This is a genomic window from Kaistella rhinocerotis (genome assembly GCF_030243905.1).
GTDB classification, from domain to species: Bacteria; Bacteroidota; Bacteroidia; order Flavobacteriales; family Weeksellaceae; genus Kaistella; species Kaistella rhinocerotis.
Genome location: NZ_JASSYY010000001.1, coordinates 349,780 through 368,693 on the forward strand (window position 1 = coordinate 349,780; position 18,914 = coordinate 368,693).

17 protein-coding genes are annotated in these 18,914 nt (G+C 42.2%); 9 read left to right on the plus strand and 8 right to left on the minus strand.

What is annotated here, in order from left to right; all coding sequences use genetic code 11:
• Window positions 1-80: 80 nt before the first annotated feature.
• The 3 genes from QEP06_RS01610 to QEP06_RS01620 are packed head-to-tail and all read right to left on the minus strand — an operon-like array spanning window position 81 to window position 2,152.
• Window positions 81-728, minus strand: a complete 648-nt coding sequence (locus tag QEP06_RS01610) for a response regulator transcription factor (protein ID WP_251833395.1) — start codon at window positions 726-728, stop codon at window positions 81-83.
• Window positions 725-1,501 (minus strand): sensor histidine kinase, encoded by a 777-nt coding sequence (locus QEP06_RS01615; RefSeq protein WP_285268783.1) that lies wholly within the window; start codon window positions 1,499-1,501, stop codon window positions 725-727. Before QEP06_RS01615 ends, QEP06_RS01610 begins: the two co-directional genes overlap by 4 nt.
• 3 nt (window positions 1,502-1,504) lie before the next feature.
• Window positions 1,505-2,152, minus strand: coding sequence for a hypothetical protein (locus QEP06_RS01620; protein WP_285268784.1), 648 nt, complete (start codon window positions 2,150-2,152; stop codon window positions 1,505-1,507).
• A 209-nt stretch (window positions 2,153-2,361) separates the two neighbouring features.
• On the opposite strand from QEP06_RS01620, the gene QEP06_RS01625 reads away from it, so the two are divergent.
• The 3 genes from QEP06_RS01625 (at window position 2,362) to QEP06_RS01635 (ending at window position 5,724) form a co-directional block, all read left to right on the plus strand.
• Window positions 2,362-3,033 carry a YggS family pyridoxal phosphate-dependent enzyme gene (locus QEP06_RS01625; protein ID WP_285268785.1) on the plus strand — a complete coding sequence of 224 codons (672 nt, stop codon included), beginning with the start codon at window positions 2,362-2,364 and terminating at the stop codon, window positions 3,031-3,033.
• 77 nt (window positions 3,034-3,110) lie between these two features.
• Window positions 3,111-4,295, plus strand: coding sequence for a sigma-54-dependent transcriptional regulator (locus tag QEP06_RS01630; protein ID WP_251833391.1), 1,185 nt, complete (start codon window positions 3,111-3,113; stop codon window positions 4,293-4,295).
• A 61-nt stretch (window positions 4,296-4,356) separates the two neighbouring features.
• Window positions 4,357-5,724: an MATE family efflux transporter gene (locus QEP06_RS01635; RefSeq protein ID WP_285268786.1), complete on the plus strand. Its 1,368-nt coding sequence runs from the start codon at window positions 4,357-4,359 to the stop codon at window positions 5,722-5,724.
• Between the two features lie 94 nt (window positions 5,725-5,818).
• On the opposite strand, the gene QEP06_RS01640 is transcribed toward QEP06_RS01635, so the two are convergent.
• Genes QEP06_RS01640 through QEP06_RS01655 form a run of 4 tightly spaced genes read right to left on the minus strand, consistent with a single transcriptional unit; the run spans window position 5,819 to window position 11,995 of the window.
• Window positions 5,819-8,974 carry an efflux RND transporter permease subunit gene (locus tag QEP06_RS01640; protein WP_285268787.1) on the minus strand — a complete coding sequence of 1,052 codons (3,156 nt, stop codon included), beginning with the start codon at window positions 8,972-8,974 and terminating at the stop codon, window positions 5,819-5,821.
• A gap of 18 nt (window positions 8,975-8,992) precedes the next feature.
• A complete protein-coding gene (locus tag QEP06_RS01645; RefSeq protein WP_285268788.1) occupies window positions 8,993-10,048 on the minus strand; it encodes an efflux RND transporter periplasmic adaptor subunit in 1,056 nt (351 codons plus the stop codon).
• A 4-nt stretch (window positions 10,049-10,052) separates the two neighbouring features.
• Window positions 10,053-11,393: a TolC family protein gene (locus QEP06_RS01650; protein ID WP_285268789.1), complete on the minus strand. Its 1,341-nt coding sequence runs from the start codon at window positions 11,391-11,393 to the stop codon at window positions 10,053-10,055.
• Window positions 11,390-11,995 (minus strand): TetR/AcrR family transcriptional regulator, encoded by a 606-nt coding sequence (locus tag QEP06_RS01655; protein WP_285268790.1) that lies wholly within the window; start codon window positions 11,993-11,995, stop codon window positions 11,390-11,392. Before QEP06_RS01655 ends, QEP06_RS01650 begins: the two co-directional genes overlap by 4 nt.
• 222 nt (window positions 11,996-12,217) lie before the next feature.
• Between QEP06_RS01655 and QEP06_RS01660 the strand changes: the two genes are divergently transcribed.
• The 6 genes from QEP06_RS01660 to QEP06_RS01685 all read left to right on the plus strand — a co-directional run bounded on the left by QEP06_RS01660 (window position 12,218) and on the right by QEP06_RS01685 (window position 17,538).
• Window positions 12,218-13,036: a hypothetical protein gene (locus QEP06_RS01660; protein ID WP_285268791.1), complete on the plus strand. Its 819-nt coding sequence runs from the start codon at window positions 12,218-12,220 to the stop codon at window positions 13,034-13,036.
• Window positions 13,037-13,102: 66 nt separating this feature from the next.
• A complete protein-coding gene (locus QEP06_RS01665; protein ID WP_285268792.1) occupies window positions 13,103-13,492 on the plus strand; it encodes a hypothetical protein in 390 nt (129 codons plus the stop codon).
• Between the two features lie 20 nt (window positions 13,493-13,512).
• Window positions 13,513-14,229: a curli-like amyloid fiber formation chaperone CsgH gene (gene csgH, locus QEP06_RS01670; RefSeq protein ID WP_285268793.1), complete on the plus strand. Its 717-nt coding sequence runs from the start codon at window positions 13,513-13,515 to the stop codon at window positions 14,227-14,229.
• Window positions 14,230-14,233: 4 nt separating this feature from the next.
• The gene (locus QEP06_RS01675) at window positions 14,234-14,641 is read left to right on the plus strand and encodes a curli production assembly/transport component CsgF (RefSeq protein WP_251833382.1); all 408 of its coding nucleotides are present in this window, start codon (window positions 14,234-14,236) and stop codon (window positions 14,639-14,641) included.
• 28 nt (window positions 14,642-14,669) lie between these two features.
• A complete protein-coding gene (locus tag QEP06_RS01680) occupies window positions 14,670-16,040 on the plus strand; it encodes a CsgG/HfaB family protein (RefSeq protein WP_285268794.1) in 1,371 nt (456 codons plus the stop codon).
• A gap of 4 nt (window positions 16,041-16,044) precedes the next feature.
• Window positions 16,045-17,538: a carboxypeptidase-like regulatory domain-containing protein gene (locus QEP06_RS01685; protein WP_285268795.1), complete on the plus strand. Its 1,494-nt coding sequence runs from the start codon at window positions 16,045-16,047 to the stop codon at window positions 17,536-17,538.
• A gap of 92 nt (window positions 17,539-17,630) precedes the next feature.
• Here QEP06_RS01685 and QEP06_RS01690 read toward each other — a convergent pair whose 3' ends face one another.
• A complete protein-coding gene (locus tag QEP06_RS01690) occupies window positions 17,631-18,749 on the minus strand; it encodes a DNA polymerase III subunit (protein WP_285268796.1) in 1,119 nt (372 codons plus the stop codon).
• Window positions 18,750-18,914 lie beyond the last annotated feature (165 nt).

Genomic DNA, 18,914 nt, shown 5'->3' on the forward strand with positions numbered 1-18,914 from the left:
TTTCATCATTTGTGTCTTGTGTTTGACGCCTCAAAAATACTACTAAACAAATAACAGAGATAGCGTGAAAACACCCTATTTCAAAAAAGATTGTGTTTTATTGCAAAAAGAACGATCCCTACACGTGATTTTACATTGAGTTTTACAAAAACCGAATCGCGGTAACCATCTATCGTTCTAGGACTTACAAACATTTTATCTGCGATCTCACGGTAGGTAAGCTCTGAGCAAGCCAACTTTATGAATTCCAGTTCACGGTCTTTCAAAGTTTCATTGAGACTGTCCATGAATTTTTCTTCCGTTTTAATTTTCAGAAGACTTTGTGTTACGAGATCGGTGTAGAAAATACCTTTTTTGTGTACAATATCGATCGCATCAAAAAGAATATCCGGTGACATATCTTTAAGCAAATAGCCCTTGGCACCGGCTTTCAGCATTTTTATGATCGTTCCTTCATGATCCTCCATTGTAAGCGCGATTACTTTCAGCTGGGGGAATTCACGCGTGAGGTCTGCGGTAGTTTCTATCCCGTTCTTTATCGGCATGTTGATATCCATGAGTACCACATCCGGAAAGTCCTGCGTTGCGCGGAGTTTTTCTATAAAATCCTGCCCGTTCGGACTGTTCATAATCACATCAAAGTTCGGATTATAGGAAATCATGTTTTCAAGTGCTTTCGAGACCAGTTTGTGATCGTCTACAATCGCAATTTTTATAGGTTCCATCATAGTTTTTTATAAATTATTGTCACTGCCGTACCCTGGTTTTCTTCAGAGCTGATTTTAAATTCAGCGTTGATGATCTTAGCGCGGTTAATCATGTTCTTCAAACCGATTCCTTCGAAATTCCGCGCGGTCTTAAACCCAATCCCTTTGTCGCTTATCACAAATTTAGTTTGCTTTGGTCTGTCTTCCACTATAATCTGGATACTTTTCGAGCGTGAATGCTTGATCACATTGGTAATACACTCCTGGATGATCCGAAACAAAATAAGACCATGGTCCGCATTGATAGGCAGATGATGCCTGTTGATCCGGTAATCTACTTCTAAAAGGGACAATCTCTTGATGCGGAAAACCTCTTTCTCAAGCGATTCCACAAAGTCCCCCACATCCGCCGCCGGCGTAATAAATGATTTCGAAATATTCCGGATATCCTGCAAGCTTTCGCCAAGTATGAGATTGATTTCCTCTACAATCCTTAGGTCTGCTGGATCGGCATGTTTCAGTTTGCTTGTCATAAGGCGTGCTACCGAAAGTTTCTGGCCCAAATCATCATGCAGTTCCTGTCCGATATATTTTAAAGTCTGGTTCTGCAGTTCAACCTGCGAGCGCGCCAGTTCCTGCTCAAAGATAGCTTCTTTCTGTTGGTGGATAAGCAAAAGTTCGGATTTTTTCTTGATGAAAACGCCGTAAATTACAATAAGAATCAGCAATACAATAAGAATAATGATGCTGCAAAGTATCACAATTATATCAGTGGAAGAAAGTTGCAGTTGCATACGTTATTCGTCGGTTTTAGCTTTGAAAATGCCGATAATGGTTGCTATCTGACCCAAAACATGCACCAAAAAAAGCGTTGTATAGAAAAGATTGGCGCTAAGTCCAGCGTAATACCGAGCAAATATCAAAGGTAATGCACCTATAAAGATAATTAAAGTACTGATACAAGCCCAAAAAGGAAAATAATTTTGAAGTGCAAATATCTTTTTTGAGTTAAATGTTTCTGACAGAACCAGAACAATGCTGACCGCCAGGCAAAATACACCCATAAAATAAGTGATGAAAGGGACTTGCTGGAAAAAATCGTCAATCAGTATGGCTCCGAGGATATATTGAGTAAAAAAAAGCACAAATATCCCTGTGCTTATTTGGCGACAAAGCCGGACTGCAAGCAACTTATGAAAGTACAGAAGCAGCAGTGCAAAAACAATAAGATCCAAACCAATAATGTACACGGGCGAGGAATTATGATCGGGATCAATGCTGCGCTGAAAAGTATTATAAGCCTCCACGACGGTCAGGACAAATACAGCGGAGATGTAGTACCATTTCGCGCGACCTGCATTTCTATGTTTGTAAAGCAGCGTTAAAAGTGTTATGACAAGTACGCCCACTCCTATTGCACCTGATATATCTCTCGCTGTATGCATCTTATAAATATGTTAGGATCGAGCATTACATTTAAATTAAGCGAGATTCTTTGTGGAAGAAAAAACACTTATGCTACAAATATATAGTTTAAAATTACCAGACCTTACGTGAAATCACCCGAAACAACATCCTATGATTACATTTGCTCTGAAGATATTTTATCATTATATTTCACTCTTAAAGTAATAATCAGGCATTGATCTACAAAATGGAGCCCAATAATCACATATTAGAAAATTTTAAGCAAATCGTCCGTGAGCTGCCGCCTCACGTGCAGTTGGTAGCGGTAACCAAAACCTACCCGGCTGAATCGGTGCATATATTATACGGCGCCGGCCACCGCACTTTTGGCGAAAACAGAGTGCAGGAACTGCTCGAAAAGCACGCGCAGCTGCCTAAAGACATTAAGTGGCATCTTATCGGAAACCTGCAGACTAACAAGGTCAAGCAAATCGCTGCGTTTATTGACACCATTGAAAGCATTGACTCAGAAAAAATCCTCACTGAAGTCAACCGCCAGGCCGGCCGTGTTGGGCGCAAGATTAATGTCTTGCTACAAGTGAAAATTGCGCGGGAAGATACAAAATTCGGACTTACGCCGGACGAAGCGCGCGAGTTATTTGAAAATTATGTGGATTCGCAGTATGAAAATGTAATCATCGATGGACTCATGGGGATGGCTACCTTTACGGAGGATGAAGAACAAATCAAAAGTGAATTTAAAATCTTAAAAGCTCTGTTTGATGAATTCTCGGCCAAGAAAAAACTGAATACACTTTCAATGGGAATGAGTGGTGATTACGGCCTGGCTATTGAGTGCGGAGCTACGTCGGTACGCATTGGGTCCGGTATTTTCGGCCCACGACAATATGTCCGCTAAGTGCTTTTGGGTACGATTGTTGATGAATTTTCAGCAAATTTTAATACCATAATTTAAAGAATCCTTAAATATATATAATGCAGAAAATCTTAATTGTAGAAGATGATAAAGCGATCTCCAGTGTTTTGCAGAGCATCCTTTCCGACGAGTTGCCAGATTACGAATTCGTCAGTGCGGAAGATGGCTTGGATGGCTTGAAACAAGTGGAGAAAGATGATTTTGCCCTGGTGATTTCTGATATCAAAATGCCGAAAGTTTCCGGGACAGAATTTCTGAAGCAGGCTCTACAGGTTAAACCAGATCTTACCTTCGTCATGATTTCCGGCCATGGAGATATAGACACCGCGGTGGCGTGCCTGAAAGATGGTGCTTATGATTTTATTTCGAAGCCAATTGATATTAACAGATTGATAACCAGCGTTCGAAATGCACTGGACAAGCGGAATCTTGTAAAGCACAATCAGGTGCTCAATGTAGAGAACAGCACATTAAAGAAAAAAGTAAATAAGAAATATCAGATGATTGGCTCGTCTCCTGCGCTTAAAAAAATTCAGGAGATGATCGAAAAAGTAGCTACGAGCGATGCCCGTGTACTTATTACGGGACCCAACGGAGCCGGAAAAGAGTTGGTTGCGCATGCAATTCACGCGCAGAGTGACCGCAGCAAAGGTCCGATGATTGAGGTGAATTGTGCGGCTATTCCTTCAGAACTTATTGAATCTGAATTGTTTGGGCACGTAAAAGGCAGTTTTACGGGTGCTATCAAAGATAAGCAGGGTAAATTTGAACTTGCGACAAACGGTACCATCTTCCTTGATGAAATTGGGGATATGTCATTAGTGGCACAGGCTAAAGTGCTCCGCGCGCTGCAGGAAAGCAAGGTTTCACCTGTTGGCAGTGATAAGGAAGTGAAAGTAGATGTACGAGTGATTGCTGCCACGAACAAAAACATGCAGAAAGAGATCGAAGCAGGGAAATTCCGTGAGGATTTGTATCACAGACTTTCAGTTATTGAAATTTATGTACCGCCATTGGATGAGCGCAAAGAAGACATTAAACTTTTGGTTGAACATTTTTCAAAGGTTATTTCTGATGAACACGGCACTGCGCTGAAGACTTTTGATGAGAATGCGATCAAGGCACTTGAAGGTTTTAGCTGGACAGGAAACATCCGTGAGTTAAGAAACGTGGTAGAGCGTCTGATAATTTTAGGGTCGAACCCGATAAGTGAAACAGACGTGGCAAGTTTCGTAAGAAAATAAAAGAGAGGTCAATTTGATCAGAACGATAAAGTTTGCAGTATTTTTGCTGCAAATTTTTTTTATGGCATTTCTTAACAGAGACTACACGCGGGCCAGCCTCGCGCTCGCATTGCCCGTGATGATCACACAGGTCGGCCAGGTTTCAGTAAATCTTTTTGATAACATCATTGTTGGAAAGCTGCTTGGTGCGCAGGCGTTGGCATCGGTTTCACTCGGAAATGCGGTATTCTTCTCCATTTTTGTCTTTGCATTGGGATTTTCCTTCGCCATTCCGCCGCTGGTTTCGGAAGCGCATTCTCAGCGAAAGCATAAAATAATTGACTCTGTTTTCCGGCATGGTTTCGTAATCAATATGGGAATCGGTATTATATTGATGTTGCTGCTTTTTCTTGCTATGCCACTACTCTACCATATGGATCAGCCAAAGGAAATCATCCCGGATACGGTGGCATTTTTGAGCATCATGACGGTCAGCATTCTGCCTTTTATGGCATTTCAAACGCTCCGCGAAGTCTCGGAAGGACTTTCCTATACAATCGGTGTAACTAAAGCGACCATCATTGCGAATGTTATCAATGTAGCCTTAAACTATGTTTTCATTAAAGGAATGTTTGGTTTGCCGGCAATGGGTGTGCAGGGATCAGCGCTGGCGACGCTGATTGCGCGAATTTTTATGGTGGTCTTTCTCTATTATGTATTGGTAAAAGAAGAAAAAACACGCCGCTACATCAAGGATTTTTCGCTTAAAGTTGCCGAATTTTCAAAGGAAATGTTCCGCAAAATGCTGAAAATCGGTTTCCCGACGGCTTTGCAAATGTTTTTCGAAGTGACCGCGTTTGCGGGTGCGGCATTTATTTGTGGACTTGTTTCTGCCAGAGACATTGCGTCGCATCAGATTGCCCTTTCCATGGCTTCATTTACTTTTAATCTTTGCATCGGTTTTAGTGTGGCTTCCACAGTTCTTATCGGCCGGAAATTAGGTGAACGTGATTTTGTAGGACTTCAGCGGATCGGAATCAATAATATAAAGATCGTTTTCTTATTTATGCTTTTTTGTGGGTTGGTATTCATCTTTGGCCGACACATTTTGCCGACGTTTTTCACGCGCGCAGAAGATGTTGACGTGATTCAGCTCGCAGCCAAACTATTGATCATCGCGGCCTTGTTCCAGCTTTCAGACGGCATTCAGGTAGTGGCGCTGGGCAGTCTTCGTGGTATTCAGGACGTGAAAATCCCTTCCATCATTACTTTTGTTGCGTATTGGCTGATAGCGATTCCACTTGGTTATTTCCTATGTGTTCCTTTCAAGATGGGTGCATTCGGGATGTGGATTGGTTTAGGTCTGGGCCTCACTGTTTCGGCATTGTTGCTGGTAAGAAGGTTTATGAAACTTACGCAGCGAAAAATTAATTCCGCGCAGCCGATTTAATAATATTAAATATTTATCTAAATAAACTTAGAAACATTAAATAAAATAGCCGCCTCAATAAATTGGGGCGGCTATTAGTTTTAATAATTAAATATTAAAAGTCAAGTTCATGTTCAGGATCGATGTGCTCGTAATCAGCTTTCATCTCCTGTGCATAATCCGTTTTTTCATGATTTGAGAAACGGTTTTCCAGTTTTACCACGATGTAATATACAACCGGAACAATGATCAGCGTAAGGAACAGCGAAGAAAGCAAACCACCGATAATTACAATCGCCAGTCCGTTGTTCATTTCCGCCGCAGCACCCGATGCAAGCGCAATCGGCAACATACCGAATACCATCGCGATCGTGGTCATCAAAATCGGACGTAATCTGGCGTGGTTCGCCTGGATAAGTGCATTTTCAATCGTTTCACCTTTATCCATCCTGTGGTTGGTAAAGTCAACCAGTAGAATCGCGTTTTTCGCAACCAAACCAATCAACATGATCACCCCAAGAATTGTAAAAATGTTCAAACTCTGGTTTGTTAATGCCAATGCCCAAAGCGCCCCAATAAATGATAACGGAATTGAGAAAAGTACGATAAAAGGTTTCACAAAGTCGTTGTAAAGCACAACCATAATCATGTAAACCAGCATAATCGCTGCAAGTAGCGCAACTCCCAAAGTTCCGAAACCTTCGCTCTGGTTTTCCATATTTCCACCCCAGATCCAGCTCACGCCTGCGGGTTTCTGTACCTTCTCCATTTTAGTTTCCCATTCCGCAGCGATAGTTCCGGTAGTTTTACCAACCACCTGAGACTGTACGGTAACTGAAGGTGAGCGGTCATATCGTTCAAGTAGCGCCGGCCCCGATGAGTTCGAAATCGTTGCAAACTGCGATAGCTGGATGGTCATTCCATCATTATTCTTGAACGTGATGTTTTTCACGTCATCGATGCTTTTTCGGTAACCTTCATCAAGAATGATGTTGATGTCATATTCATTGTTTCCGGTTCTGAATTTATTGCTGTCATTACCGCTAAATGCCGTACGAAGTGTTTGTCCCACCTGTGCAACACTCAATCCGAGTGACGACATCTTGTCACGGTCTACCGTAACAGCGATTTCTGGATTTCCGGCTTCTACCGAAAGCTTCACTTCAGAAGCACCATCGATAGTTTTCAGTTGCGCTTCAGCCTGTTTTGCATAAGCCATCACATCCTCAAGCGTAGGTCCCACTACTGTCATCTGAAGCGGTGCCTGTTCTGCACCCATGAAACCGATAGGAACGGTAGTAATCTTAGCACCTACCAGTTCTTTTTCAAGCTCGCGTTTCATTTTTGCGGCGTAAACTTTTGAACTTTCGCCACGCTCAGACTTGGGAATGAGTTTTACACTTATCTCCGACTGATAGCTGGTTGCCTGCGCACCACCCATACCGGTACTCGCCTGGCCAACCGTGGTGATCATTCTTTCGATTTCCGGTCTTTTATTTAGGAAAGCTTCAGCTTTTTGGGTGGTAAAGTTGGTTTGCTCGATGGAAACATCTTTCGGCATTTCGATCTGAACTAAGAATTCACCTTTATCAGTTCCCGGAAAGAAATCTGAACCAATATACCCGAATGCTACCATTAAAATCGCTGAAACAAAGAGTGCAAAAGTGATTGCGAATGTCTTGATTTTGTGGTGAAGACTCCATTTAAGGATATTTGTAATAAATACGGTGAAACGCGAAAGTCCGTCCTCAAATTTATAGATCACTTTACCAAATAGTGAATCTTTACTGATCAGATCGAGTTTCCCGTAACGTGAATACAACCACGGAACCACGGTAAATGATACCAGAAGCGATAGCATGGTCGCAATAATCACAGTAACACAGAACTGACGGATAATATCTGATACCAAACCGCTGCTGATCGCAATTGGGAGGAATACCACCACAATTACCAGCGTGATCGCGGTAACGGTAAATCCAATCTCTGATGCTCCGTCGTACGCCGCGCGCACCTTGTTCTTACCCATTTCCATGTGACGGTGAATGTTTTCGATTACTACAATCGCGTCATCCACCAGAATACCTACGACCAGGGAAAGTCCGAGTAAACTCATTAAGTTCAATGAATAATCAAGCAAACTTAAACCAATAAATGTGGCTACAAGCGATGTTGGAATCGCTACCATCACAATAAGTGCATTACGGAAACTGTGCAGGAAGAACAACATCACAAATGCCACAAGACCTACGGCAATGAATAAATCCTTGATCACCGAGTTCGCAGCTTCAAGGGTAAAGAGTGATGTGTCATTAGCAACATCAATCACCAGTCCTTGGCTTTTGTATTGCGTCTGCATCTGCTCGATCTTTTTCTGTACAAGCTCACTCACTTCCACCGCGTTCGCATCAGTTTGCTTCTGAACTTGTAGCAAAATTGTGCTTTGCTGGTTAACACGTGCAATCTTGTCTGTTTCCTTTTGGGTATCCTGTACTTCTGCAACGTCTGAAAGCCGGATATTCTGTCCGTTTGCGGATGAGATGGTAAGATTTCTTAGTTCATCCACAGTCTGGATCTTACCCGAAAGACGGATAAGCGTACTGTTTTCGCGGGTTTTCAAACTTCCTGTGGGGAAGTCAAGGTTTGAAGTGGAGATAATCTGTTGAACTTGCGGAATCGTAAGTCCGTAACCTTCCAGTTTATTTAAATCTAAGTTTACACGGATTTCACGCTCTTGTCCACCTACAATGTTCACTTGAGCGACGCCCTGAAGTCTCGAAAATTCAGGCTGAATCTTCTGGTCCATAAGGTCGTAAAGTTCGCTTTGCGTCAAATTCGCGGTCACGCCCATACTCACAATCGGTAAATCTGAAAGTGAGAACTGTGAGAGCGAAGGTTCTTCGATGTCTTCCGGAAGTTCTGACCGTACAGCGTTGATTTTCCGCTGAGCTTCATTTAAGGCAAAATCTACATCAGCGTCATTATTAAACTGAATGATCACTACCGACAGGCTTTCGTATGATTTCGACTGGATTTTCTTAATTCCTTCGAGCGAGGAAATTGCATCCTCAATTTTTCTTGAAACTGTACTTTCTACCTCTGATGGCGATGCACCCGGATAGATGGTAGAAACGGTTACTACTTTAACCTCGAATTTTGGGATCAGCTCATAATTGAGCTGGGTATAACTGAAGAGCCCGCCAATGATCAGTAATGCAAGCATCACGATCACCACACTGGGTCTTTTTATCGATATTTCTGCTAATTTCATGTTATTCTTTTAATCGGCTTACTTTAAGATTTGGACTTTCGTTTTGTCTGCCAGGTTTATCTGACCGCTGGTCACTACCAAGTCTCCTTCTTTTAAGCCGCCCGTGATTTCTACTTTCTCGCCATAGTTCATTCCGGTTTGTACCTGCGTGAGATAGGCTACATTATTCCTTACTACGAAAACTTTGTTGTCACTTACACTTCCTACAAATGCGTCCCGCGGTACCGTAAGTACGTTGGCTGCGCCTGACTGGTTGAATGTTGCAGTACCGTACATCCCGGCCTTAAGTTTATTGAAGCTGTTCGGAACGGTGATTTCAACCGGAAATTTAAGCGCTCCGGAAGCAGACGGCGCGATGAAAGTTATCCTTCCGTCGATATCACCTTCGATAACGTCTGGTTTTACTTTTACAGTGTTACCAACAGAAAGTTGGCTCACGAGCGCCTGGTCAACATCTACTTTTAACTTAACCGAAGAGATATCTACTATTTCCACGATTGGTGTACCAGGTCCTACTACAGCACCGACTTCTACCATTTTTTGGTTTACGATGCCACTTATTTTCGAGATTACGTTTGTGTCACCCGATTGCAATCTGGCAGACTGCACCTGAGCACGCGCATTCTGTACCTGAAGTCTCGCCTGATCCAGCTGCAGTGCAGTTACACCTCCGGTTTTGTAAGCAGCTTCATAACGGCTTAATGCGGACTGAGCCTGTGCTAAATTTGCCTGGGAGTTGCTCACATTTACATTGAGTTTTTCACCGCCCAGACGTCCGATGCTTTGGCCGGCGCGCACATAGCTACCTTCTTTTACATAAAGTGCAACAAGCTGTCCACCGATTTCTGCAGATATCTGGCTCTGTCTGTTTGGCAAAAATGTACCGTTCACTGCAAACTCGCCACTTATTTCCTCTCTTGTCACTGGCGCCGTACGTACCGCAACGTTCGTGTTTTTCTCAGCAACGATAGCCACCTGTTCCTCATTTTTCTTCTTATTATTCTGGAGGATGAGGAAAAACCCCACTGCCACGGCAATGATGGCCAATATTGTTATTAAAGTTCTTTTTTTCATTTTTTTAATTTATTTCTTTTAATGTTTTTAGTTTTCCCTGAGATTTTAAGAGGTCTATTTCAGCCAGTTTGTAATCGAGCTGTGCGCGTGTAAGATTATTTTTAGCATCGGTAACAGCGCGTTCTGCATCCAGAATTTCATTTAAGGTTGCAAGTCCGTACTGGTAATTGGACCTTGTGTTTGCCAAAACTTCTTCCGCTAGCTTAACATTTGAAAGTTGCATATTGATGGTCGTCATATTATTCTCGAGAAGTGTAACCGCATTTTTGTGTTCCATCTCGAGACCTAATTTTGCTTCGCGAAGATCAGCCTGTGCTTTTTCAATTTCAATTTGGTTGAGTTCAATTCTAGATTTTGTAGCAAAACCATTGAATATTGGGACGCTGATATTAAGTCCAATTGATGCGACATCAGACCAAAAAACACCGTTTTTCTCGCCGTTCCACCAGGGGAACTTATTTCCCTGACCTAGGAAGCCGTAATTGGCCGATAACGCTACAGTGGGGTAATATTCGGCTTCGCTGGCTTTTTTCTGCCATTCAAGCAACTCGATTTGCTTATTGGCAAGGCGAAGTTCGGTTCTTTCATCGAAACTTCCGGGATCGCTGTCTGGTAAAATGGAGGGGTCAAAGGTCTGTGCAGGCAGATCAATTTCCTGCTGCATCGGCATCCCTATCATAAACTTCAACGCATTTTCGCTGATTTCAACGGCATTCTCAAGCTGTTGTTTTGATGAAGTGATGTTGTTTTTAGCTACTTCTGTACGGTCGAAATCGATTTTTCTCGCGAGTCCAGCGTCAAAAAGACCTTTAATGATTTTCCCCGTTTCATTGGTGATTTTCAGATTGTTTTCGGCATTTGCAAGCATTTGCTCGCTCTGATAAACCTGAAAATAAGCATTTGCCACACGTTCAATAATCTGCTCTTCGGTAAGTTCAGCATTGATAATGTAGAATTCCCGTGTAGTTTTCGCAGCCTTTAAACCTGTAAAAACCGACTGGTTGAACAGCACCTGTGTTAGCTGTAACATGTTGCTTGAGGTATATTTTTGGCCAAAAGCAACTTTGACCTGCTGGCCCGGTGCTCCGAAAATTTCTCCCGGCAACACGCTTTCCTGCAGAAGCGGGTTGAAAGTGGTATTGCTTCCGAAAGAGATGTTAGGATATGCGCTGGATTTTACCTCAGCGATTTGAGCGTCACCTCTTCTGATGTCCAGGCGCGCCTTTTCGGCATCTGCTTTATTTTGCAGCGCATAGGAAATAGCTTCGGGTAAAGTAAGCATCTTCGCTTCCTGCCCGAAAATTAAGCCGCCAATAAACAGCAGACTAAATGCGAACTTTTTCATTTATTATTTTTTATTTTTTTAATTGTTTCTTTTCCTTTTTCAGTAGTGATAGCGTGCATATACATCATCATCAGCTCGTCCTTATAATGTTCGCGATCCAGTGTGCTGGTATCGATATAAGGTGAATTGTCATAAGACATCACAAGCTGAAAGAAAATTTTAGAATATACTACTGCATCGAAATCATCCCGGTAAAAGCCCTGTCTTCGGCCTTTCTCAATATTTTGAACCAACACTTCCGAAAACTTTTCCGAAAAATTGAGCATATGCTTATTAAATATTGCCGGATAATATTTCATCAGTTGCTTTATGAGGATTGTTTTGTTTGAATGTGAAATGCGTTCAATCTCTTCATCCCTGCAGACCATTCGCTCTATAGCATTGTCTACGCTCAGGTCCAGCTGTTTCAACCTTGAAATAACAAGGTCCAGATGGTATCGAAGAATTTCTTCGAGCAATTCTTCTTTATTGCGAAACATCTGATAAAGCGTTTTTTTGGAGATTCCAAATGCATTGGCCACATCATCCATCGTCACAGTTTTGGCGCCGTTTTCAATAAACAGGTCTGCCGCTTTGACTAAAAAATTTTGTTTGTCATCCATAATTGGGCGCAAAGATACGATAGAAAACTTAAAAACAAATAAAGTTTCCAAGTTTTTTTATTTTACAGTATCAGTTACTGTGAAATTGAAAATAAGTGAGGGTGTTTAAATCACCCTTCTAATAGTTTCTAATGATTTTCAAAATTTCCCTGCTTGCTGGGAGGCGCTATATGTCCTAATGATGCTACTTTTGGAACACAAACTAACCAAAATTTTTTAACCATGAAAAAATTATTTACAAGTGCACTCGCACTAACTGCAGTAAGTTTAACTTACGCTCAATCGAATTATGACTGGACTTGGCAACAAGGAAACGGCAACACAGCTACCGTAAACCAGTCGGGGTTACAGAACAACAACAACCTTTATCAGGTGGGTGACACTAACACTGCAACCATTGACCAAACTGGGCAAATCAACGTTAATCAGGCCCGTAGTGAAGGTGACATGAATGCTATTGATGTTGACCAAGTAGGTGAATCTAACAGTAACGCTACTAATCAGTACGGAAATAACAACATTGGTACGGCAAATCAGAATGGTTTCGACAATACATTAATCCAGCGTCAGGAGGGTAACAGTAACGTAGTTGTGGGTATTCAGGCTGGTGACTATAACTATGCGTGGCAGGATCAGCTGGGAGATGGAAACAGATTTTCCATTACTCAGCTAGGTGACGCTAACCAATCGTTCCAAAAACAAGTTGGTGATTCCAATGAGGGTATAGCTATGCAGAACGGTGACAGCAACTATATCCACCAGGATCAAGGTGGAGATGATAACTATGCAACGAATACGCAAAATGGTAACGGTAACTGGGGAGATTCTCATCAGTGGGGCAATGATAACATCAGCAGAGCTTTGCAAAATGGAAATGGTAACTTCTTGGAACAGTTCCAAATTGGTAATGGCAACCTAGCTGACGACTGGCAAATCGGTAATGATAACACTGGTCAAATAAATCAAACTGGAAATGGCCACATACATTGGGGTACTGTTTTCGGAAATAATAACACTATGACAGTGAATCAGTCAAACTAGTCATCTCACTATTCTACAAATACAGGAGGAATTTCGGTTTCTCCTGTATTTTTCTAAAAACCAGTTATGAGAAATCTGATTACGCTTGCCGCAGTACTGCTCTGCGTTATTTCAAATGCTCAAGTAATTACAAGCAATAATGTATTGGATTATTATGAAAGAACACAGGCTTCTTTATTGGCAGCGGATCCCGCTTCAGCCACTGTGATGCTTCAGGTCGGAAATAATAATCTTATGGAAGTTACAGACCTCGCATCAAGCTATATAGCACTTAGCCAGACCGGAGATAATAATACTACATATCTCTATAATACCAACAATCATCGCGGCAATGCGGAGATTAATATTATTGGCTCTGGAAATTATGTCGAGATTCTGGGAAGTAACAGTATATCTGATGGAATGAAAATCAATATCAATGCTAACGATACCAATATTTTTATGAAGAATTATTAAAATAACCCCACCCCTTGAAAATGAAAACTCTCGCCACGATTCTGGGATTATTTTTTGTGGTCGCCAAAAGTTCTGCTCAGTCGCAGCACGGCGTTACCGCAAAAATCATAACCGAACAAAAAGAAGGCTCTTTACAAATAAGAGCAGCAGCTATAAGTACCTCAGATACTTATCACAGCTTAAATTACATCATGGTTTCTGTGAAAAAAGGACAATCAGGAAGTTCCAGCAATAAACAAAGCGGTAAATTCTCAATTAATCCGAACGAAACCAAAACCCTTGCAGAAACTAATTTTAATCTCCGCAAGAACGACGGACTTAAGATTTATCTCTTTGTAAAAGATGAAGAGACGGATGCCTTGTTGTCTAAAGACAGTCTGGAGATCAATGGTGCACAGTTCGCTAAAGAAATAAGTTTCATACCTGAAAACAAGCTTGAACTTTCCGGATTAATGATCGATGAAACGAAAACCCGAATAGGACAACAGTTTTATGATGCCTTTTTTATGAAGTATAATCAACTGCCGAAAAAATTCCAGGGTACAGTAACGGTAGCCGAATTGCCGGGATTTGGCCGCAGTACGCGTGTTACCGTGATGTATGACGATCAGCTGGTTTACGTATTTGTGCCGCGGGCCGATGATGAGGCAATAGCTGAAGAAGTCACACGTACACTCGCTATCCTGGAGGATTACAATGCCAAAAGCAGCGTACGTAATAATCAGTTTAAATATTAAGTTCATGAAAAAATATATTTTAATAGCACTTCTCTGTGCGCCATTTTACATTTTTGCTCAGCAACTGGTTTACAAGCCAATCAACCCCGCTTTTGGAGGTGATACTTTTAATTATCAATGGTTGCTAAGTTCTGCTACCGCGCAAAATCAGTTTGATAATAGTTCGCGCTCTACGCTCGGCAGAACTAGCTCTCTTGACAGTTTTACGGAAAACTTAAACCGTCAGATTTTATCGGAATTATCCCGAAAGCTGTTCGGCGATCAGTTCGGTGACGGAGAACTGCAGCCCGGAACGTACGTATTTGGCTCCATATTTCTGGAGGTCACCCAAACCGGTCAGGGTCTGCTCATTACTATTCTGAACACGGACACCGGCGAACAGTCTGAAATCGTCATACCGGGCGGCGGCTAAAATTATTCAACCCCTTGAAAATATCCCCATGAAAACAAACAAGCTAACCAAAATTGCACTTTTAACACCATTAATTTTTCTTACCAGTTGCACCCTCTTTAATTTACCTGCTACCGGCGAGAAATCAACACTCGGTGAAGTAACACCTTACACGCCCGAAATTAAAAATCTTCCTGCACCAAAGGAAAAAATCGTGGTTGGTGTATACAAATTCCGCGATCAAACCGGGCAATACAAAGCCTCGGAAACTGGCGCGAGCTGGAGCACGGCCATTCCCCAGGGAACGACGCCTATTTTACTCAAAGCACTAGAAGACAGCCGCTGGTTTACGCCAATCGAGCGCGAAAACATAGGTAATCTCCTCAATGAAAGGCAAATCATCCGCAGTACCCGAAAGGAATATGCAGGGAATGACGCCAATGAGGCAGCCCTATTGCCACCACTTCTATTTGCGGGTATTATACTCGAAGGCGGTGTGATCTCGTATGACACCAATGTGATGACCGGCGGGATCGGGGCGCGTTATTTTGGACTCGGAGCCGGTGCCCAATACAGGCAGGACAGGATTACGGTTTACTTACGGGCGGTGTCAACCTCGTCCGGCGAAATTTTGAAGACCGTTTATACGTCTAAAACCATCCTGTCGACAAGCATTAACGGAAATTTTTTCCGGTTTGTAGATACGGAAAGACTTTTGGAATCGGATATAGGTATTACCCAAAATGAGCCCGTACATCTTGCAGTGACTGAGGCAATAGAAAAGGCTGTTCATTCCCTTATTGTCGAAGGTGTGCGTGATAATTTATGGGCTAATAAGCTCGCTAATCCGACCGATTTCGATAAAATAGTTGCCAATTACCGCACGGAGGAAAAAGTGAACGACCAAAGGATTGTTGGAAACAAGTTTCTACAGAGTAATCGCGGAAAGTGGGCGGCTTTTGGGAATCTTGAGGCTTTCACAATCAAAGGTGATTATGTAGATGCTAAAATGAATATTGGCGGAAAAGTCGGACTGAAGTATTTTCTTTCCGAGTTCATCAACGCTGAAATTAACGTCAGCAATGTAACGATTGAAAATACGGACATCATAAAGAGAAATGTTTTCGTTTCTGAACTGAATTTGGAGTATCTAATGGTTCCAAAAGTTAAGCTGAGTCCTTTTGTTTACGCTGGTGCCGGAACTTTTTTTCTTCCAGACAAGCCTCGTTACAAAGCCCAGGTGGGCGGCGGACTTGAATATTTGCTTAATCAAAATCTCGCGCTGCGTCTTTCGAGTCAGTATGATTTCGGTTTTACCGATGACTGGGATGGATTCGTGAACGGCTCACAAAAAGACCAGGGTGTACGGATTGGCATCGGTGTGAATTATTATTTCGGTTCTAAAAAAGCTAATAATTAAAAACATGAAAAATCTACTCAATATATTCACTGCCTTCGTTATTTTATTTTCGCTCACCTCCTGCAGTGAGGAGCTCGTGAGCAAAGTGCAGACAGGAACTGTAAAAGGAACCGTAATCAAAAAAGGAACTAATCAACCTTTGAAAAATGTAAAAATCTATACCGCACCATCTACGCAAACTGTTTTTACCAAAGATGACGGTAGTTTTGAAATCGCAGAAATACCTGTTGGCGAATACTCTTTAAGAGCGGAACTATCAGGCTATGTAACGACTTTGCAGGGAATCAGTATTAAAAATGGAGGGCAAAATGTGTCTGTTGTTTTGGAAATGAGTGATGACGATTCATTGAACTCTCCACCATCAGCACCGGTTTTGCTTAGCCCGACTGACAATGCGGTGGACCAACCGTTGTCAGTCGACCTGTCGTGGAGCGCTACAGATCCGGACTCGCTGGATGTATTAAAATATACGTTGACGGTAAAGAATGATTTCGACCAGAATGTCATTGAAATCAAAGATTTAACGGAGAAACATTATTTCCTTGAAAATCTGAAGTTTGGAGTAACCTATTATTGGCAGGTCAGCGTAAGCGATGGCGTAAATCCCGCCGTAAACAGTCCGGTATTTCGGTTTAAGACCAATTCGGTTCCCAATAACAGATTTCACTATGTAAAAAAGTCTAATGGAAATTATTACATCGTCTCAAGCAACGAAGCCGGCAGCAACTTTAATTTCACGGCACTTCCTGCAAACAGTTGGCGTCCACGTTTAAGCCAGAATGCACAGCAGCTCGCATTTCTGAGAACTACCGGCGGTAGCACACATATTTTTACTGCCAAACCAGACGGTTCACAAGCATTCCAGGTCACAACGATTCCTGTTGGAGGTTTCAATAATGCTGAGCTCGACTTCTCCTGGAGTACCAATGGCAAGGAACTTCTATACCCGAGTTTTACTAAACTTTACAGAATTAACAAAGACGGCAGCGGCCTTGAACTTGTGTACACGACGCCTGACGGAAGTTTTATTTCTGAATGTGACTGGAGCTATGATGGTAGTATGATTGCACTGAAAACAAACGATCCAAACGGATACAATGCCAAAATAATCGTGATTGATATGCTTGGAAACGTGATAAAAACGGTGCTTGAAAACGTAAACGGCGCCGCCGGAGGTCTTAACTTTTCGGTTGATGGTAATCTCTTGCTCTATACGTACGATATCAGCGGGCATCAGGACAATAATTACCGTCAGCTCAATACGCATATTTTCATTTACAATATGCAGACAGGAGATGTCACCGACGTGTCGGTCGCGAGCGAAAAGCCGGACGGTACAAATGACCTGGATCCCAGATTTTCACCCAACAATGCCGAGGTGATCTTTACCAACACTTCCAATGACGGCATTTCAGTGAAGAATATTATGAAAGTAACCTTGCAAGATATTACACGAACAGCTTTATTCCCCGATGCAGAAATGCCGGATTGGGAGTAATGTTTTCAAGGGGAGTTGAGGAATTTATTCCTCAACTTTTTTATTTATTTAAAGCCGGAATTTTTCCGGCTTTAATTTTATTTAGTCCTGCCCTACGCACTTTTGTGTATATAGCGCGAGAGCTTTATGCCAAGATCCGTCCACACGATTTTTGGATTTGCGTTTCTTTCCAAGTGATAATCGGCCTCGGAAATTTCGTTTAAAATTACTTCAATATTAGCTCCGTGAATGTAACGTGCGAAACCATCCCATTTAAAGCCATCCGTTACTATTTTCCGGTATACTAAGTCTGCATTTCCGTAATTCTGTAGCAACGCAAGCCGGAAACTATCGGCGCAGTACTCCAGGAAATTTTTCTGTTTTTCCCGGTTCCAGCTGGCAATATTACGTGCCCAAATAACAATGTTCTTGAGGTATTGCGGTTTTTTCTTGACCTGAAATGCTTCGCGTACCCACAATACGAAGAGATTCTGGAATTCAGAGTTTACATCTTCAGCCGAGACGAGTTTTTGCGCGACATTCCAATCTCCCTGCGCTTGAAAAACAATTTCCCGACGCTTTTCTTCGGAGATATCAAAATGTTTTTGGAGTGCTGCGTCGATTTCTGCATCATCAATCCGCGGGATTTCTACCAGTTGCGTACGGGACAGGATCGTCGGCAGAACATTATCGATGCTTTCAGCTGTGAGGATGATGACGGTATCTTTCGGCGGTTCCTCCAGAAATTTCAGAAACTTATTGGCCGCCCAAATATTCATTTTGTCGGCCTGCCATATTATCAGCACCTTGCTGCCGCCTTCGTAGCTTTTTAATGAAAATCTTTGATTTTGGGCATCGATTTCTTCAGCATAAATGGTCAGCTGTTTGTTTTCCGACTGTAGAATATTGCTCCAGTCGGCATTGTCAGCGTATGGATTTTCGAGCACAAGTTCCCGGAATTCGTCTGCGAAATGCGAGGACAAACCACTCGATTTCTCTTTGAACACCGGAAATGAGAAATGCAGGTCAAGGTGGTTGAGATGCTCCACTTTAGGCGCTGACCCTTCATTTTCGCGGGCGAAAATCTGTCTGGCAAAAGCCAGTGCGAGTGCTAATGTACCATATCCATATGCGCCGACAAAAAACTGCGCATGGCTGACACGGTTGTCCGAAATGCTTTTAGCAAGCATGGTTTTGAGCGTTTGCTGGCCAACGATCTGATCCCAATTCATCTGCCAAAGATATTAATTTTGGTATCAAGATAATCTGTCCTTATTAGGACGAAATTATATTTAAATTAAATTTTTAGCGAATTAAGCAGTATTCAACGGGAGAATAATCATTAAAACTAAGCATGAAAACGGCTTCTGTACTTAACAAACTTTAACCTCTGTAAA

Excerpts from the sequence above, each read along its gene's own strand:
- QEP06_RS01625 (WP_285268785.1), top strand. The coding sequence starts at position 2,362 with ATGGAGCCCAATAATCACATATTAGAAAATTTTAAGCAAATCGTCCGT.
- QEP06_RS01635 (WP_285268786.1), top strand. The coding sequence starts at position 4,357 with ATGGCATTTCTTAACAGAGACTACACGCGGGCCAGCCTCGCGCTCGCA.
- QEP06_RS01665 (WP_285268792.1), top strand. The coding sequence starts at position 13,103 with ATGAGAAATCTGATTACGCTTGCCGCAGTACTGCTCTGCGTTATTTCA.
- QEP06_RS01640 (WP_285268787.1), bottom strand. The coding sequence starts at position 8,974 with ATGAAATTAGCAGAAATATCGATAAAAAGACCCAGTGTGGTGATCGTG.
- QEP06_RS01650 (WP_285268789.1), bottom strand. The coding sequence starts at position 11,393 with ATGAAAAAGTTCGCATTTAGTCTGCTGTTTATTGGCGGCTTAATTTTC.
- QEP06_RS01675 (WP_251833382.1), top strand. The coding sequence starts at position 14,234 with ATGAAAAAATATATTTTAATAGCACTTCTCTGTGCGCCATTTTACATT.
- QEP06_RS01630 (WP_251833391.1), top strand. The coding sequence starts at position 3,111 with ATGCAGAAAATCTTAATTGTAGAAGATGATAAAGCGATCTCCAGTGTT.
- QEP06_RS01655 (WP_285268790.1), bottom strand. The coding sequence starts at position 11,995 with ATGGATGACAAACAAAATTTTTTAGTCAAAGCGGCAGACCTGTTTATT.
- QEP06_RS01690 (WP_285268796.1), bottom strand. The coding sequence starts at position 18,749 with ATGAATTGGGATCAGATCGTTGGCCAGCAAACGCTCAAAACCATGCTT.
- QEP06_RS01685 (WP_285268795.1), top strand. The coding sequence starts at position 16,045 with ATGAAAAATCTACTCAATATATTCACTGCCTTCGTTATTTTATTTTCG.
- QEP06_RS01610 (WP_251833395.1), bottom strand. The coding sequence starts at position 728 with ATGATGGAACCTATAAAAATTGCGATTGTAGACGATCACAAACTGGTC.
- csgH (WP_285268793.1), top strand. The coding sequence starts at position 13,513 with ATGAAAACTCTCGCCACGATTCTGGGATTATTTTTTGTGGTCGCCAAA.
- QEP06_RS01645 (WP_285268788.1), bottom strand. The coding sequence starts at position 10,048 with ATGAAAAAAAGAACTTTAATAACAATATTGGCCATCATTGCCGTGGCA.
- QEP06_RS01615 (WP_285268783.1), bottom strand. The coding sequence starts at position 1,501 with ATGCAACTGCAACTTTCTTCCACTGATATAATTGTGATACTTTGCAGC.
- QEP06_RS01680 (WP_285268794.1), top strand. The coding sequence starts at position 14,670 with ATGAAAACAAACAAGCTAACCAAAATTGCACTTTTAACACCATTAATT.
- QEP06_RS01620 (WP_285268784.1), bottom strand. The coding sequence starts at position 2,152 with ATGCATACAGCGAGAGATATATCAGGTGCAATAGGAGTGGGCGTACTT.
- QEP06_RS01660 (WP_285268791.1), top strand. The coding sequence starts at position 12,218 with ATGAAAAAATTATTTACAAGTGCACTCGCACTAACTGCAGTAAGTTTA.